The organism is Neorhizobium sp. AL 9.2.2, assembly GCF_013317225.1.
In the GTDB taxonomy this organism is placed as follows: Bacteria; Pseudomonadota; Alphaproteobacteria; order Rhizobiales; family Rhizobiaceae; genus Neorhizobium; species Neorhizobium soli.
In genome coordinates this window covers 404,034-419,178 of the sequence record NZ_JAALXU010000003.1, presented here as the reverse complement: position 1 = coordinate 419,178, position 15,145 = coordinate 404,034, and the positions used below count along the sequence as shown (strand labels likewise).

Annotated in this window: 16 protein-coding genes; 8 read left to right on the top strand and 8 right to left on the bottom strand. The window is 62.0% G+C overall.

Annotated elements, in window-relative coordinates; all coding sequences use genetic code 11:
- The first annotated feature begins 41 nt into the window (after positions 1-41).
- Positions 42-1,292 (top strand): hypothetical protein, encoded by a 1,251-nt coding sequence (locus tag G6K99_RS08775; protein ID WP_174196314.1) that lies wholly within the window; start codon positions 42-44, stop codon positions 1,290-1,292.
- A 16-nt stretch (positions 1,293-1,308) separates the two neighbouring features.
- On the opposite strand, the gene G6K99_RS08770 is transcribed toward G6K99_RS08775, so the two are convergent.
- Both G6K99_RS08770 and G6K99_RS08765 read right to left on the bottom strand, forming a co-directional pair.
- Complete coding sequence (locus G6K99_RS08770) at positions 1,309-2,130, bottom strand: RNA methyltransferase (protein WP_174196313.1); 822 nt, start codon at positions 2,128-2,130, stop codon at positions 1,309-1,311.
- The gene (locus G6K99_RS08765; protein ID WP_092660094.1) at positions 2,130-2,519 is read right to left on the bottom strand and encodes a hypothetical protein; all 390 of its coding nucleotides are present in this window, start codon (positions 2,517-2,519) and stop codon (positions 2,130-2,132) included. Before G6K99_RS08765 ends, G6K99_RS08770 begins: the two co-directional genes overlap by 1 nt.
- 45 nt (positions 2,520-2,564) lie before the next feature.
- Between G6K99_RS08765 and G6K99_RS08760 the strand changes: the two genes are divergently transcribed.
- Both G6K99_RS08760 and rpoH read left to right on the top strand, forming a co-directional pair.
- The gene (locus tag G6K99_RS08760; protein ID WP_062455171.1) at positions 2,565-3,590 is read left to right on the top strand and encodes an RluA family pseudouridine synthase; all 1,026 of its coding nucleotides are present in this window, start codon (positions 2,565-2,567) and stop codon (positions 3,588-3,590) included.
- 205 nt (positions 3,591-3,795) lie between these two features.
- Entirely contained in the window at positions 3,796-4,698 is a 903-nt protein-coding gene (rpoH, locus tag G6K99_RS08755) for an RNA polymerase sigma factor RpoH (protein WP_062455169.1), read from the top strand.
- Positions 4,699-4,848: 150 nt separating this feature from the next.
- Here rpoH and G6K99_RS08750 read toward each other — a convergent pair whose 3' ends face one another.
- Positions 4,849-7,299 carry a hypothetical protein gene (locus G6K99_RS08750; protein WP_174196312.1) on the bottom strand — a complete coding sequence of 817 codons (2,451 nt, stop codon included), beginning with the start codon at positions 7,297-7,299 and terminating at the stop codon, positions 4,849-4,851.
- 58 nt (positions 7,300-7,357) lie between these two features.
- Positions 7,358-8,653 (bottom strand): adenylosuccinate synthase, encoded by a 1,296-nt coding sequence (locus G6K99_RS08745; protein ID WP_062455165.1) that lies wholly within the window; start codon positions 8,651-8,653, stop codon positions 7,358-7,360.
- Positions 8,654-8,990: 337 nt separating this feature from the next.
- Between G6K99_RS08745 and G6K99_RS08740 the strand changes: the two genes are divergently transcribed.
- A complete protein-coding gene (locus G6K99_RS08740; protein ID WP_113109872.1) occupies positions 8,991-9,878 on the top strand; it encodes a DMT family transporter in 888 nt (295 codons plus the stop codon).
- Between the two features lie 82 nt (positions 9,879-9,960).
- On the opposite strand, the gene G6K99_RS08735 is transcribed toward G6K99_RS08740, so the two are convergent.
- Positions 9,961-10,515 carry a transglutaminase-like cysteine peptidase gene (locus tag G6K99_RS08735; RefSeq protein ID WP_174196311.1) on the bottom strand — a complete coding sequence of 185 codons (555 nt, stop codon included), beginning with the start codon at positions 10,513-10,515 and terminating at the stop codon, positions 9,961-9,963.
- A gap of 224 nt (positions 10,516-10,739) precedes the next feature.
- On the opposite strand from G6K99_RS08735, the gene G6K99_RS08730 reads away from it, so the two are divergent.
- The 3 genes from G6K99_RS08730 to G6K99_RS08720 all read left to right on the top strand — a co-directional run bounded on the left by G6K99_RS08730 (position 10,740) and on the right by G6K99_RS08720 (position 12,204).
- Positions 10,740-11,087, top strand: coding sequence for a hypothetical protein (locus G6K99_RS08730; protein ID WP_092660075.1), 348 nt, complete (start codon positions 10,740-10,742; stop codon positions 11,085-11,087).
- Between the two features lie 160 nt (positions 11,088-11,247).
- Positions 11,248-11,451, top strand: coding sequence for a hypothetical protein (locus G6K99_RS08725; RefSeq protein ID WP_139283786.1), 204 nt, complete (start codon positions 11,248-11,250; stop codon positions 11,449-11,451).
- A 177-nt stretch (positions 11,452-11,628) separates the two neighbouring features.
- Complete coding sequence (locus G6K99_RS08720) at positions 11,629-12,204, top strand: hypothetical protein (protein WP_062455153.1); 576 nt, start codon at positions 11,629-11,631, stop codon at positions 12,202-12,204.
- Positions 12,205-12,239: 35 nt separating this feature from the next.
- On the opposite strand, the gene G6K99_RS08715 is transcribed toward G6K99_RS08720, so the two are convergent.
- Both G6K99_RS08715 and G6K99_RS08710 read right to left on the bottom strand, forming a co-directional pair.
- Positions 12,240-12,656, bottom strand: coding sequence for a L,D-transpeptidase (locus G6K99_RS08715; protein ID WP_371816180.1), 417 nt, complete (start codon positions 12,654-12,656; stop codon positions 12,240-12,242).
- A gap of 210 nt (positions 12,657-12,866) precedes the next feature.
- A complete protein-coding gene (locus tag G6K99_RS08710; RefSeq protein WP_062582616.1) occupies positions 12,867-13,256 on the bottom strand; it encodes a RidA family protein in 390 nt (129 codons plus the stop codon).
- A 180-nt stretch (positions 13,257-13,436) separates the two neighbouring features.
- Between G6K99_RS08710 and G6K99_RS08705 the strand changes: the two genes are divergently transcribed.
- Positions 13,437-14,477: a phytanoyl-CoA dioxygenase family protein gene (locus G6K99_RS08705; protein WP_113109870.1), complete on the top strand. Its 1,041-nt coding sequence runs from the start codon at positions 13,437-13,439 to the stop codon at positions 14,475-14,477.
- 43 nt (positions 14,478-14,520) lie between these two features.
- On the opposite strand, the gene G6K99_RS08700 is transcribed toward G6K99_RS08705, so the two are convergent.
- On the bottom strand, positions 14,521-15,144 hold the full coding sequence (locus G6K99_RS08700; protein WP_174196310.1) for an alpha/beta hydrolase: 624 nt from the start codon (positions 15,142-15,144) through the stop codon (positions 14,521-14,523).
- Position 15,145: the final 1 nt, after the last annotated feature.

Genomic DNA, 15,145 nt, shown 5'->3' with positions numbered 1-15,145 from the left:
AAAAAGAGCCTGTCCGCTCCAGACACAAAGAACGGCTTTCCGTGATCCAATACGCACTCCTGTTTGGCCTGGGTTTCCTCAGCGCGGCGCTGCTTGCCATCCTGATTTCGCCGGCGATCCACAGGCGGATCGTGCGCTACACGGAAAACCGCATCCGCGCGACACTGCCGATCAGCCCTGAGGAAGTGCGTGCCCAGCGTGATATGGCACGTGCCGTCTATGCGGCGGAAAACGCCCGGACCTCTCAGGAACTGATCCAGGCGCGCGAGAAAAACACCCGCCTGATGCTCGATATCGAGGCGCTGAACGCGACCATCCGTACTCTTGAAGACGACCGGCAGGACCTGAAGATGCAGGCCGACACGCTGGATGTGGAGGCCGCCGCCACCCGCTCGCGTCTTCGCCAGGAAGACAGCTATATCCAGGAGCTGAAGGTGGCGCTGGAACAGTCCCACGACGACCTGCGGATGCGCGATGTCGAGATAGGCGAACGCCAGCAGCACGTTGCCCGCCTGATTGCCGATACGGACAATTTCCGCATCGACCTCTCGTCTCATGCCGCCGAGATGGAAGGCCTCAAGGCCCGGATCGGCAATCTTCGCGACGAACGCGAGACGCTGCGCACGGAAATCCGCGACATGACCACCCGCGCCAAGGAAGCCGAGAGCAAGGTCAAGCTGGAAGAGCAACGCCGGATAGCGCTGCAGGAAAGGCTGGACCGGGAGATCGCCGAGGGTGCCGACAGGGCCGAGGCGCTGGACCGCCGTCAGCAGGAAATCGAAAGACTACGCGAAAAACTGAAAACGGCCAATGCGGAAGCCCGCGACGCGAGCCGCGCCCTGCGCAAAACCGGGTCGCCAGCCGGATCAAAAGCGAAGTCGAATTCAGGCAAGATCAACACGCCCGGTCCCGAAGACATCCAGGCGGCGCATCTCCTCGAGGAGGGTGTGTTAGCCGTCGCCCGCCCGACGGGCATGGACCCAGAGCCCACCATGATGACAGCTGCGATGATGACGCCGGCCATGATCGATCTCGCAGACGATGCCCGCAACCGGGCGACCGCGGTGTCGGAACGGCTTTTAAAGAGCCGCGATGGCGCTAACGATGCAGCGCTTCGGCAGGAGCTTGCAACCATCGCTGCAAGTCTTGTGGCGCTCACGGCCGCGCGCGAAGGCAAGGCCTCGCCGATCAACACGATCCTGTCTGGAAAATCCGGCAACAGCGATCGCGAAAGCCTGGCTGCCAGGGCCAAGAAGGCCATGGCGAAACTGAACGAGCAGTCGTCATCCTGAACGACACCTGAAATTCCTAGAGCCGGCCCTGCCGCATGGCGATCTCGTAGAGCGCGATGCCGGTCGCGGTTGCGGCGTTGAGACTATCCAGTCCCGGCATCTGGGCAATGCGCGCGGTCTTGACTGCGGAGAGGATATGCGCCGGCAGTCCGTCGCCCTCGGTTCCGGTGATCAGTGCCATCTTCGGATGCGCCGGTACGTCGCGGATTTCGGCGTGTCCGGCAGGCGATAAGCCCCAGATCGCGAAGTCGCGCGACATCAGGGCGTCCAGAAGCTCCGTCATCGTCCCGGTGCGGGCATAGGGCACCGAGAGCACGGAGCCGACAGAAACCCGCAGCGACTTTCGATAGAGCGGATCGCAGCAGGCGGCGTCCAGCAGCACCGCATCGGCGCCGAAGGCGGCCGCATTGCGGAAGATCGAGCCGATATTGTCGTGGTTGGAAATGCCGAAGGCCGCAACGACCAATGTCTTTTCCGGCAGGTTCTGCAGGAGGTCCGCAATCGACGGCTCCTCAGCCCTGCGACCGATCGCCAGCACGCCGCGGTGGAGGTGGAAGCCGACAATCCGGTCGAGAACGGCAGAGGATGCGACATAGACCGGGACATCGTCAGGGAAACGGCCAAGGATGTCTTCCAGCCCGGACACCCGATTTTCCAGAAGCAGAAGCTTCTCCGCGACGAAGCCGGACTTGGCCCGGTGTGCCTGCGCCAGCATGCGCAGCACGACAGTGCCCTCGGCGATAAACCGCCCGCCCCTGCCCGTCAGGTCGCGATCGCGGACCGCCTGAAATTCGGCGATCCGCGGGTCGTCCGCATCCTCGATGCGGATAGGCTCCATCACGGACCGGTGGCGATCGTCACATCGGCGACGATGCGGCCGAGCACGATATCGAACACGAACACCTTGCGGGCGCCGTTCAGCTGGCCGAGGAAGACGAGCTGGCTGCCGGACATCGACACATTGTCGATTTGGAAACCGGTCGGCAGTGCGGCGGTGGCCTTCAGCGGCTGGTCGGACGGGACGGTGAAACTTCCGGACGTCGCGACCGTTGCGGGGCCGTCTGCGGGCCGCTGGGAGATCTTGTAGACAATCGCGGCGAGGACCGCCATAAAGCAGACAAACAGGATCCCGCCCGAAACGAGCTGCAGAAGCACCATCTTCCGGCGGATTCTCTCCATCGCCGGATCAAGCGGCTCTTCCTTTTCCTCGACTTCTGGTTGGGGCATGAATTGTCCTTATGCGTGCAAGATTGCGAATTGACGGAAACCGGAATGAACGACCCCTTTAAACAAGCCGAAGCCCCGAGGAAAGTCCTGACTGCCGATGAGGCAGCAGAAGGGCGGTTGGATGCGTGGCTGACACAGGTTCTGGACGGCGAATTCTCCAGAAACCGCATCAAGGCGCTGATCGAACAGGGTGTCGTACTGCTGAACGGCAAGGCCTGCACCGAGCCGAAGAAGAAAGTGTCCCCCGGCGATCAAATCGAGATCACATTGCCGGAACCGGAAGATCCCGAACCCAAGGGCGAGGATATTCCGCTCGATGTTCTCTATGAAGACGAGGACCTGATCGTCATCGCCAAGCCGCCGGGTCTCGTGGTGCATCCCGGCGCCGGCAATTGGACCGGGACCCTCGTCAACGCGCTGATCTACCACTGCGGCGACACACTATCGGGCATCGGCGGCGTCAAGCGGCCGGGCATCGTCCACAGGCTCGACAAGGATACGTCGGGCGTCATGGTCGCTGCCAAGAACGACCTGGCGCATCGCCACCTGGCCGACCAGTTCGCCGACCATGGCCGTTCCGGTCCGCTGGAACGCGCCTATATGGCGGTCGTCTGGGGTCGCCCGAAAGGTTTGAAGGGCACGATCGACGCACCGCTCGGCCGCGCCGGTGGAGACCGGACGAAACGCGCCGTCACCCGCGAGAATGCCGCAGACGCGCGCGAAGCCGTGACCCATTACGAAGTCATCGAGCGCTTTCACGAAACGCCTGAGGCAACCTCTCTGGCAGCGCTGATCGAATGCCGGCTGGAAACCGGCCGCACCCACCAGATCCGCGTCCACATGGCCCATATCGGCCATCCCCTCATCGGCGACCTCGATTATGCCGGCGGCTTCAAGACCAAGGTCAACAAGATCCCCGAGCCCGCCCGCACCGTCGTCAGCGCCTTCCCGCGCCAGGCGCTGCACGCCTATCTGCTTGTGTTCGAACATCCCCGCACCGGCGAGGTGATGGAATTCGAGGCTCCGATCCCCGACGACCTGGAACAGTTGATCGAAGCCCTGCGGCAATGACGGCCTGACCGTCGCCGGAAGTCCGGCCGATCATTACGCAATTGTAATGTCATAACGTTGGTGTGAATGCTTGAATCGCTGTTCCGCCACACTTATCTGACACTTGCATTGGTGCGGGGTCGGGAACGATCCGCGCCACAATCGGTTCGCCGTAAGGGCAGATGAAATCTGCCGGGAACCGACAACGATCGGAAAGGGGTGCTTCATGGCCCGTAACAATCTGCCTTCGATTACCGCCGGCGAAGCCGGTCTCAATCGCTATCTCGACGAAATCCGAAAATTTCCGATGCTGGAGCCACAGCAGGAATACATGCTCGCGAAGCGTTACGCTGAGCATGGCGACCGCGCTGCCGCCCACAAGATGGTGACGAGCCACCTGCGTCTCGTTGCAAAGATCGCCATGGGCTATCGCGGCTACGGCTTGCCGATCGGCGAAGTCGTGTCGGAAGGCAATGTCGGTCTGATGCAGGCCGTCAAGAAATTCGACCCGGAACGCGGCTTCCGTCTGGCGACCTATGCCATGTGGTGGATCAAGGCCTCGATCCAGGAATACATCCTGCGCTCCTGGTCGCTGGTCAAGATGGGCACGACCGCCAACCAGAAGCGGCTGTTCTTCAACCTGCGCCGCCTCAAGGGCAAGATCCAGGCGATCGAGGAAGGCGATCTGAAGCCGCACCAGGTGACCGAGATCGCCACCAAGCTGAACGTATCCGAGGAAGAAGTGATCTCGATGAACCGCCGCCTCTCCGGCGACGCTTCGCTCAACGCCCCGATCCGGGCGGCTGAAGGCGAAGCCGGCCAGTGGCAGGATTGGCTGGTCGACGATCATGAGAGCCAGGAAGCGGTTCTGATCCAGCAGGACGAGCTCGACACGCGCCGCCGCATGCTCGGCAAGGCACTTGCCGTGCTGAACGAACGCGAGCGCCGCATCTTCGAAGCCCGCCGTCTGTCGGAAGACCCGGTGACGCTCGAAGAACTGTCCACCGAGTTCGATATCAGCCGCGAACGCGTCCGCCAGATCGAGGTCCGCGCATTCGAAAAGGTGCAGGATGCGGTGCGCAAGGAAGCCCTCGCCCAGGCCCAGGCATTGCGCGTCGTCGACGCGTAACGGGACACACCAGTATCCGCAGATCGAAGGCCGCATTTTGCGGCCTTTTTCTTTGGCCGGAGCCATGGGAGTTCGCAACGGGAGGCTGGAAATGGAAAAGGGCCGCTCTCGCGACCCTTCTCGTATGACCTATGTCCTGCGACCGATCGATTACTGGCCCGTCTGGCCGCCGGCCTGGCCCCATTCGCGGATGGCCTCGTTGAACGCCTTCTCGCCTTCAGGCCCCTTCTGGAGCGTGAACAGCGCGCGGCGTCCGTTGCGATAGGCGACCGGAATGTCGATCCAGTTGCGGGTGCGCAGCAGCTCCATATTGGTGTTGCGGGCATCCGGGAAGTCGTTGAGCGCGATCATGTGGAAGTCGTCGGTGATCTTGGCCGGAACCGCGATCAGGGCGTTGCCGCGATCCTGCTCGGATGTCTTCATCGCAATGCGCTGGACGCTGTCGATGGCACCGCCCTCGAAGTCCGGCGGGACGGCAAAGACGATCTCGATCAGATGGCTCGCGGGCAGCGACGGATCCGAGTTGCGCTTGAACGTCACAAGCGCGGTCAGACCACGACCGGGTATGGTGATGCGGGCCTGGACTTCAGCCTGAGGCGGACCGCCGTTGGAACCCGGTTCGCGCTGCAGAGACCAGGAAACGCTTCCGTCGATCGCGGTCGGCGCGGTCTGGCCAAGACGCTCTTCATAGAGGAACATCTTTTCGCCGGAGACCGCAGGGGTCGCTGCCGGGTTGGCGTCGGGGGCAGGCGCTGCAGGTGCGCCGGGCGCGGTTGCAGCCGTCGCGGCAGCACCAGGCGCCGCAGGCGGCGTGGTCGGCGGGGCGTTGAGCTGCGCCACCGACTGCCCTTCGGCGTTCTGGGAAAGGCTTCCGGCCGAACCCGGACCTTCATCCACCTCTGTGCCATCCGGCATCAGACGCTGGGTGAATTTCGGGCTGGCGGTCGAACCGTCCGCGGCTGGCGGCGGGCTCGTCTGACCGGCGGGCTGGCCATTTGCCTGCTGCGTCGATGGCGTCGGGTTGGCCGGCGCTGTTGCCGGAGCCGTAGTTGCGTTCCCGGAGGCCGGTTGCGAGGTCGCGGGCGTTTCAGCGGTCGAGACCGCCGTGTCCGTCGAGGAAGACGGCATGAAGCCTTCGACCATCTCGCTCAGCGCGTCGCGGTTCATCCAGGCGGCATAACCAGCGCCACCCAGCAGCAGAAGGCCGACCAGTCCGAGTGCGAGGCCACCGTAATTGCGCTTGCGCGTCGTCGTCACCCGGTATGGCTTAGCCGGGGTCGGCATCAGGTCTTCGAGATTGTCATCCGACTGGGCCTGTCTCGGGCTCGAGGCGGCAGCGCCGGCGCCGGCAATTGCCGCGCCCTTGCTGTACCCGATGAGGTCATCCAGATCGCTCCAGGGATCCTTCTCGTGATCCTTGCCGGCAGGCTTTTGTGCCTGCTCGTCCGCTTTTGCGTCAAGCTGGTAGCCTGCGAAGAAATCGTCGCTGTCGTCTTTGCGCCCGGTCTCCGTCCCGGTCTGGCCGAAACTTGGGAGCTCAGCGACCGATGGCATGCGAACTGCATCGGCAGAGACATGGGTTTCCTGGTCGAAATGCGCGTCGACGCGATCACCACTGTGAAGATCGGCCTGCGGCTGGTTCTGATGGACCGGCTCGACGGGACCGGCCGGCACCAGTTCCGGAACGTCGTCCCAGGCGGCTGCGGCGGTGTTTTCGGAATGCGCCGGCTCATGCCAGGTGGGCTCTTCGAAGAGCGGCGCATGTTCCGTGCGCGCTGGCTCCGCACTGGTCTGCGGTGGCCACTGGACGTGGCCGACGTCATCGTCCTGACGGGCAGCCGAGTAGGGAAGATCATCATCCCGCTCGTTTGCAACAGGCTCGTCGACAGTCCCGGGATACTGCTCGATCGGCGCTTCGACGGAATGTGCCCGGCCGTCATCGGCCAAAGGTTCGTTGTGGACCTGCTCATCGCGTTCACCGACGGCAGCGACATCACCGACCGGCCATCCACCTTGATGAACAGTGTCCTGCTCCTCGGACGGCGCAGGCTCTTCGTAAAGCGGACGCTCTTCGTAGGCCGTGCGTGCCTCATACGTTTCAGGCCCTACAGCCGGTTCGGAATGGGCAACGTCAGGTTCGCGTTCTTCGGCTGCAACAGGAGCAACAGGCTCGTGCCGTTCCTCATATCGCGGCGGCTCGTCATACGAATAGCCAGCCGGCTCGGTAGCGGCGAGCGGTGCTGCCTGTTCGGCCTCTTCGCCCGGAGCGGGTGCCGGTTCCTGCTCGGGCTCCGGAGGAGCCGGCAACACCGTCTCTTCAGCGGGCGCAGGCTGGCCGGCGGCAAATTCGTCGTCGGCAAAACCAGCCTCGTTCTCGAACGGCGCCAGCGCCTCCGCGTGCTCGCTCTCGACTTCGACGATCGCCGTTTCGAGCTTGTCCATCTGCCGCCGAAGCATTTCTTCCGGCGGCCGCGGCTTCATGTTCTCGAGCTGCCGTTGAACGGCACCACGCGCTTTTTCATACACTTTCGCGCGGGCTTCAGGCGAGTTTGTCGCCAGACCATCAACAGCGCGGCGGATCACCGCTACAAAATCTGCCATCAGCACTTCTCATTGTCGCCGGGCTCAAGCCGGCTGAATGGATAATCAATAGTTGACATTAATCTTCAAACGGGTCCGTCACAAGTATGGTGTCGTCGCGTTCCGGACTTGTGGAAAGTAGCGCAACTGGCGCGCCAATCAATTCCTCAACCTGACGAACGTATTTGATCGCCTGTGCCGGCAGGTCCGCCCAAGACCTTGCACCAACGGTCGATTCCTTCCAGCCTTCCAGCGTCACGTAGATCGGCTCGACCCGAGCCTGTGCCGCCTGGCTTGCGGGAAGATGGTCGATCCGCTGGCCGTCGAGCATGTAGCCGACGCAGATCTTCAGTTCTTCCAGACCGTCGAGAACGTCGAGTTTCGTCAGCGCGATCCCGGTGATGCCGTTGGTCGCGACCGACTGGCGAACCAGAGCCGCGTCGAACCAGCCACAGCGACGCTTGCGACCCGTGACGGTGCCGAACTCATGGCCCTTTTCACCGAGGAACTGACCAATTTCGTCATGGAGTTCGGTCGGGAACGGGCCTTCGCCGACGCGCGTCGTGTAGGCCTTGGTGATGCCGAGGATGTAGCCCAGCGAGCCCGGGCCCATGCCGGAACCGGCAGCAGCCTGACCGGCGACCGTGTTGGACGAGGTCACGAAAGGATAGGTGCCGTGGTCGATGTCGAGCAGCGAGCCTTGAGCGCCTTCGAACAGGATGCGCGAGCCCTTGCGGCGCTCCTTGTCCAGCAGTTCCCAGACGGTTTCGCGGAACGGCAGAACCTGTTCGGCGACCGAGGTCAGTTCCTGCATGATCGTCTCATGGCTGACTTCCGGCTCGCCCAGACCGCGGCGCAGCGCGTTGTGATGGGTGAGAATGCGATCGACCTTGGCCGACAGCGTATCGAGGTCGGCAAGATCCATGACGCGGATCGCACGACGGCCGACCTTGTCTTCATAGGCCGGGCCGATGCCGCGGCGGGTGGTGCCGATCTTGGTGCCGGTGTTGGATGCCGCATCTTCGCGCAGGCCGTCCAGCTCGCGGTGCAGCGACAGGATCAGCGTCGCGTTGTCGGCGATGCGCAGCACGTCCGGGGTAACCTTGACGCCCTGCCCGTCGAGCTTTGCGATTTCAGCGACCAGCGCGTGCGGATCGACGACGACGCCGTTGCCGATAACCGAAAGCTTGCCGCGGACGATACCGGAGGGCAGTAGCGACAGCTTGTAGCTGACACCGTCGATGACGAGCGTATGGCCGGCATTGTGGCCGCCCTGGAACCGAACGACGATATCCGCCCGTTCAGAGAGCCAGTCGACGATCTTGCCCTTGCCCTCGTCACCCCACTGCGAACCAACCACGACTACATTCGTCATCTTTGCTTTCCTGCGTTTCGGGCCTGCCCTTCAAGCACGCCACGGCGCCGCGACAGCACCGCTGCTCTGAGACAGCGGCGTTGCGAGCGCCAGATAGAGTTCTCTCCCACAAGGGCGCTCGTCCGAAACCGCGCCGGACCCGCCCCTGCAAACGCGCGCATCTATAATGCCTTGGCCCGAGGAAAGCGACCTGTTTGTGAATGCTGGACGGTTTTTGCGTGACAATTTGCAAATTCCCACGCTATGGCCCACGCCAAGCGTTCCGGCCAAGGTCGGCGCCGACGAAAGACGATAGGGCAAGGACGGGCCGTCGATACGGCACGCGGAGGAGATTATCGTGTACCGCAGAGCCTATATCTTCCTGATCGTTGCGACGCTGTGCTGGGGCGGCAATGCGGTCGCGGGCAAGCTTGCCATCGGTCATATCAGCCCGATGCTCCTGACCTTCTGGCGATGGGCGTTCGCGACCGTCATCATTTTCGCGATCTCCATACCCGATCTTCGCCGCGATTGGCCGGTGATCCGGTCGAACCTGCCGCTTCTCGCCTTTCTCGGCCTCGTCGGCTACGTCGTCTTCAATGCGGCGCTCTACACCGCGGTCAATTACACCACGGCGATCAACGTCACCGTCGAGCAGACGCTTATTCCGGTGCTGATCTTCCTGTTCAATTTCGTGCTGTTCCGGATGAAAGTATCCTGGCTGCAGATCGTCGGCTTCGCGCTGACCCTGATGGGCGGGCTTTTGACGGCAGCCCATGGCGACCTGTCGACCATCGTCACGCTCAGCGTCAATTTCGGCGATGCGGTCATGATGATCGCGATCGTCGCCTATGCGGTCTATACGGTGGCGCTGCGTTTTCGCCCGGCCATCAGCTGGCGCAGCCTGATGGCAATCCCGGCGCTGTTCGCCCTGCTCGGCAGCATTCCCGCCGCCGCCTGGGAATATTCGGCTGACCGAATGATCTGGCCGGACGCCAACGGCTGGATCATCGCAGTCTACACCGCCGTCTTCGCATCACTGATCGCGCAGGTGCTCTATATCCGCGGCGTCGAGGAGATCGGTGCCAACCGGGCCGGCCTGTTCATCAATCTGGTGCCTGTGTTTGGCACCCTGCTTTCGGTGATCGTTCTTGGCGAAAACCTGCAGGCATTCCACATCGTGGCGCTGGTTCTGGCGCTTGGCGGCATTGCCATCGCAGAATGGGGAAAGCCCGCACAGCGATAGACGCGGGCGGGCTACAAGCTGGAAAAAAGTGCCGGCAGCGTCAGGGCACGTCGACGCCACCGGCCAGCAGGGTCAGTGAGCTTTAGATATCGTAATGGTCGGCAGTGGCAGCTGGCGAAGGCAGAGCATCGCTAGCCTTCGTGGTCTCGGTCATCGTCTGGGCAGTCCTGTCGACCGTCAGGCCGCCATGCGAGAGCACGATGTCGCCGCGCGGCGTTGCAACAACCAGGACCCGTTCGATCCGGCCCTCGTCGTTGAGAGCGTAGCCGATCGTCAGGTTGCGGCTATCCCAGCCGATGGAAACGAGATGGTCGCGCTTGAGATCGGCGCAATCGAAGCAGAGATCCTGATCGGCAGCAAGGTCGCCGGCGAACGTGTCGAGATAGCCGTCGACGGCTGCAAGCGTGCCGTCGACCGCGTCGTTGACGCGCTTCAGTTCGTGGGCCTGGTCGATGGTAAATTCGGAAATCGTGTTGGAGCCTTCAGCGCCATGGGTACGGTTCTGGGCGACCTGCATGTGGAGAGCGGAAACGCCTGAGAGCGAGCGGGCAAACGAGCCCGGACCTGCAGCATTGGCTTCCTTGCCTGCAACCAGCGCGGTCAGTACGATCGCGGAAATGATGAGCTTCTTGATCATGGCCCGTACCCTGTTTGGCGGATGGCTCTGTTGCCATCTCGTTTCGTTATGGGACGACCATACGCAGCCAGGTTTGCGGCGCGCTTAAACCAATAGATGCAATTTTATTGAAATCCATTTTTTTCCCGCGCTGGCACACAAAAGGAATTGGCGCGCAATAGCTGGAACCAACTGCACCTGGGGCGGTTTGGTAACTGTGAGGACAACAAGAAGGAAACATTCCCATGAGCATTAAACTAATCACCGTCGCAGCCCTTTCGCTCGGTCTCGCAACCTCGGCTTTTGCACAGACCAGCGGCTCCGGTTCGGGCGGCAATGACGGATCCGGAAGCACCGGCAAGTCGATGCCGATGTCCGGTGTCGAACAGACCGCGCCGACAACGTCGCTGCCGGGCGTGGATTCGTCCTCGACCAACAGCACATCCGGCACAACGCCATCGACCAACTGCCAGGCAGGCACGATGAAGGATCCGGGCGTGGCTTCCGGCAACAACTCCAATCCGGGCGCCAGCACCAACACTGGTACCGCCGGTGGAGCCATGATGACCATGGAAACCAATCCAACTTGCTGATCGCCCTCTGGCGTATCGCAGACATGATCAAGGCCGCTCCATTGAGCGGCCTTTTTCTGTCGTTATCGGGGCTTCCGCGAACGCCCCTGTTACTGCGCTATAAAACTTCTCTGCGCAGTTCGTGTATGTGAAAACATACTCATGAATTGGAGAGATCTTCGTGCTATGTGTGCAGGCCGAGGCAACCGATCGGGCAACCTGGATGAAGCCGATGATCAACCGCATTTTATGGGCGCTGGCAGCCCTCGCCTACGGTGTCGCCACCGTGGTCGCGTTTATAGTGCTTTTGCCCGCAGCGCTGATCCAGTCAGCCTTCTCGAAAAAAGCGACGGTCGAGGACCGCGAAAGATACCTCGACGATTAGTCCTCGTCTCCGCAACCCCTTCAATGTCGACGATCGCAAACCATCGCGCCGAGGCGAGCACGTGGAGCCTTTTGGCTGCTTTCCGGGCCGTTAAACTTTTCGTTAAGTTTTAGTGGCATTGTTCCAATCTGAAACCTCAGAGATAGAGCCTTAAGTCCAAGCCTGAAAGAACGCGCGATGCGTAATGCGTTTTACATCGCCCTTCTGATGATGTCCCTCACGGCTTGCGCCTCCGCGCCGAGCCGGATCGGAGATGCCTGCGCGATTTTCGAGCAGAGAGACGGGCTTTTCAACAACTGGGCCCGCCAGGCGCGCGCGGCAAGCCGCGAATACGGCGTGCCGGTCCCGATCCTCATGGCGACGATCTACGTCGAGTCGAGTTTCCGCGCCCGCGCCCGCCCGCCGCGCAAATATGTGCTCGGCATCATTCCCTGGGGCCGTATCTCTTCGGCCTATGGCTACGCACAGGCGCTGGACGGAACCTGGGACGGTTACCGCAAATCGACGGGTCGCTGGGCCGCCAGCCGCAGTGACTTCGGCGATGCCATCCGCTTTGTCGGCTGGTATCACCACCAGAGCCATATCCGGAACAACATCCCCCTCAGCGATACCTACAACCTCTACCTCGCCTACTATACCGGCCACGGCGGCTATGAGCGCGGCCAGTTCGGCGGCGGGGTTCGCCAGACCGCAAAGAAATCTGCCGCCATGGCAGCCAGATACGAGGCGCAACTGCGCCGTTGCGGATACTGAACCTTGGTTCCCGTGCAGGCTAAGCCGCACACGGCCTAGTAGCCGACGACGATGCGGGTGTTAGCGGTTCCATACCGGCTCGTCAGCGCGAAAAAGGTTGCGGCATTTTCCGGATGCAGCCTGATACAGCCATGGGAGGCTGGTCGACCGAGGCGCTTGGTATCGAACGTCGCATGCACGGCATAGCCGCCATTGTAGAACACGGCGAACGGCATTGGCGCGTTGTCGTACTTGCGCGACCTGTGGCTCCTCGACAGCCATTTTGCGCTCCAGCTGCCGAGCGGCGTGCTGTAGCCTTTCCGAGCGGTCGATACCGGCCAGCGGTAGACATCAACACCGTCTTCGCTCACCGTCATCGTCTGGGACGACAGGCTGACGCTGGCGACCAGGCCGGCGGACAGTGCCGACGACGCAAAGACAAGCGCGCACGAAAACAGTGCAGCTCCAACCATGTAGTGGCGCATGAAATGTCCCCCGGAAAGCCCCTTACCCTGAAAAGACATCATCACTTTGCGAGAAACGTTTCAATATAGTCTAGCGTGCCCGTCGTTGATTATTTTGAATTTTGTTTAATCGGCACAGTAAATTTCGAAAAAAAGCCATCAACTGACAAGACTATTGCCATTTGAACCTGATAGTATCGTGGCAAAGCGAGATCTGCCCTAAAATACCTTTGCAGCCGTCACCTCGACCTCGACCAGAAATTCCGCGCGGGTGAATCCGCCGACGATGATCAGCGTCGAGACTGGCTTTGGGTCGAGCGTGAAACGATCGCGCACCGCCATGTAGGCCTGGAAGTCCTCGCGCCTCGTCACGAAGCCGGAAATGCGGATGACGTCGGCATAGGTCATCTTGGCCTCGTCAAGGATCGCCCCAATCGCCTTAAAGCAGAGTTCTGCCTGGGCGGTAACATCGGCCGGGATTGCATCGTCAAGGCCAATGCCGAGCTGGCCCGAGGTGACCAGCAGACTGGCGCCTGGCGGCACGAGCAGACCGTGATTGTAGGCGCCGAACGGCTGACGGACGGATGGCGGATTGAATGTCGTCTTCATCGAGGAGTGCTACTCTCTTCAAAGCATGGCAATGGCGCACTAGACCTCTCAACGGCCGACGCTGCAAGCCAACCCTCCCCTGAAAACGAGCCTGGGACGGGGCAAAGAGCAGGCGACCTGATCCCTTGCGGCCTCAATGCCTGATGGTATGATCGCAGCGACGAAGATACGGGGTTGGGGATGGCGCAGCAAACAATTCAATGGTGGCGCTATCCGCGGCTGGCGCTTGGCATTCTTGGTAGCGACAAGTCGTTTCGCAAAAACCCGCTGATCGGCCATCCGCACCTGAACGAGCTTGGCCTGCATCGGGAGCGGGTGCGGATAGCCGCTCGGATGGCAGACTACCGTCGCCGCATCCTGGGGTCACAGGTCAGACCGGAGGAACGCAGCGCGTTTGATCGCGACGGGTTCGTGATCCGGCAAAACGCATTGCCGCAGGACGTCTTCCTGCGCATCCGCGATTTCCTCAAGAGCGAGCCTCTGCCGGCACGCGAGATGCGGCAGGGACAGGCGGTGACGCGGATGATTCCGATCGGCCCGACAGCGCTGAAGCGCCTGCCGGATCTGGCTCGCTTCAGCCACAACCAGTCGATCGCCGGCCTCCTGCGCTATGTCGGCGGTGCCGGCGGCGATCCGATCCACTTCATCCAGACGGTGATTGCCGAACCGGCGCTGGCCAAGGCCGATCCGCAGACCGCACTGCACGCGGACACGTTTCACTCGACCTCCAAGGCCTGGCTGTTTCTCGATGATGTGGAGGCGGACAACGGTCCCTTCGTATTCGTGCCGGGCAGCCACAAGCTGACGGAAAAGCGGATCGAATGGGAATATCGGCAAAGCCTGATCGCCAGTACGGACAACCGCGCCCATCACGCGGACGGATCATTCCGCATCACGCCGGAAGAGCTGACCACGCTTGGTGATTTCGAGCCGAAGAAGGTGACTGTGCCGGCCAATACGCTTGTCGTTGCCGATACCTATGCGTTCCATTCGCGCGCGGTCAGCTTCAAGCACACGATGCGGGTCGAACTGCATGCCTATCACCGCACCAATCCGTTCTCGCCGCTGCCCTTCTCACCGCTGAGCCTGGTTCCCGGCCTGCACGACCGCCGCCTTGATCTCTATCTGGGCCATTCCGATCGCAAGGCAAAGCGCGCCGGCAGAAAGCCGACATGGCAGGATGTCGGCGAGTGCACGGCCTATTCCGAGCCGCATATCTGACGGTTCCGCCAAACTCGCGGATCTGCGGGCTCAGCGGACTTGTTTATTCGCTTCGGGCGCCGTAGGGCGCCAGGAACGTCTTGATCGCTTCGATCTCGTTCGGGCGGATCTCGTGACCGCTGGCATGCCATTCCAGCGTGACCTCGTCACCGGCCGCGCGGAGATAATCCGCAAGTGCCTGCGTCTGCGGGACCGGGCAGATCGGATCCCGCTCGCCGGCGGTGATCAGCGCATGCGCCTTTTCGCCCGTCGTCCGCTTAGGCGGCGTGAACGGGATGAGCGGATGCATCAGCACGCCCGCCTCGAACAGGCCGGGCTTTTCGATCATCACATTGGCGAGGATGTTGGCGCCGTTCGAAAACCCGAGGCCCAGCACGGTCGAGGATTCGTAGCGGTCGCGATTGGCCTCCACGAATTCCGACATCCGCTTGGTGGCGCGGGCGAGATCGTCGAGATCGTAGACCCCTTCCGCCTTGCGTCGGAAAAAGCGCGCAGCCCCATGCTCGGCGACGTCGCCGCGCGGAGAGACGATCGTAGCACCCGGCACGAGCCGGCTCGCAAAATCGAAGAACTGGTTCTCGTCGCCGCCGGTGCCATGAAAGGTGAACAGGATCGGCGCACCGGGAGCACCGGGCCGCGCCCGGTGCACATAACTGTCGAAACTCATC

Excerpts from the sequence above, each read along its gene's own strand:
- G6K99_RS08735 (WP_174196311.1), bottom strand. The coding sequence starts at position 10,515 with ATGATCAAGAAGCTCATCATTTCCGCGATCGTACTGACCGCGCTGGTT.
- G6K99_RS08770 (WP_174196313.1), bottom strand. The coding sequence starts at position 2,130 with ATGGAGCCTATCCGCATCGAGGATGCGGACGACCCGCGGATCGCCGAA.
- G6K99_RS08745 (WP_062455165.1), bottom strand. The coding sequence starts at position 8,653 with ATGACGAATGTAGTCGTGGTTGGTTCGCAGTGGGGTGACGAGGGCAAG.
- G6K99_RS08715 (WP_371816180.1), bottom strand. The coding sequence starts at position 12,656 with ATGGTTGGAGCTGCACTGTTTTCGTGCGCGCTTGTCTTTGCGTCGTCG.
- G6K99_RS08700 (WP_174196310.1), bottom strand. The coding sequence starts at position 15,144 with ATGAGTTTCGACAGTTATGTGCACCGGGCGCGGCCCGGTGCTCCCGGT.
- G6K99_RS08750 (WP_174196312.1), bottom strand. The coding sequence starts at position 7,299 with ATGGCAGATTTTGTAGCGGTGATCCGCCGCGCTGTTGATGGTCTGGCG.
- G6K99_RS08760 (WP_062455171.1), top strand. The coding sequence starts at position 2,565 with ATGAACGACCCCTTTAAACAAGCCGAAGCCCCGAGGAAAGTCCTGACT.
- G6K99_RS08720 (WP_062455153.1), top strand. The coding sequence starts at position 11,629 with ATGCGTAATGCGTTTTACATCGCCCTTCTGATGATGTCCCTCACGGCT.
- G6K99_RS08765 (WP_092660094.1), bottom strand. The coding sequence starts at position 2,519 with ATGCCCCAACCAGAAGTCGAGGAAAAGGAAGAGCCGCTTGATCCGGCG.
- G6K99_RS08710 (WP_062582616.1), bottom strand. The coding sequence starts at position 13,256 with ATGAAGACGACATTCAATCCGCCATCCGTCCGTCAGCCGTTCGGCGCC.
- G6K99_RS08730 (WP_092660075.1), top strand. The coding sequence starts at position 10,740 with ATGAGCATTAAACTAATCACCGTCGCAGCCCTTTCGCTCGGTCTCGCA.
- G6K99_RS08705 (WP_113109870.1), top strand. The coding sequence starts at position 13,437 with ATGGCGCAGCAAACAATTCAATGGTGGCGCTATCCGCGGCTGGCGCTT.
- rpoH (WP_062455169.1), top strand. The coding sequence starts at position 3,796 with ATGGCCCGTAACAATCTGCCTTCGATTACCGCCGGCGAAGCCGGTCTC.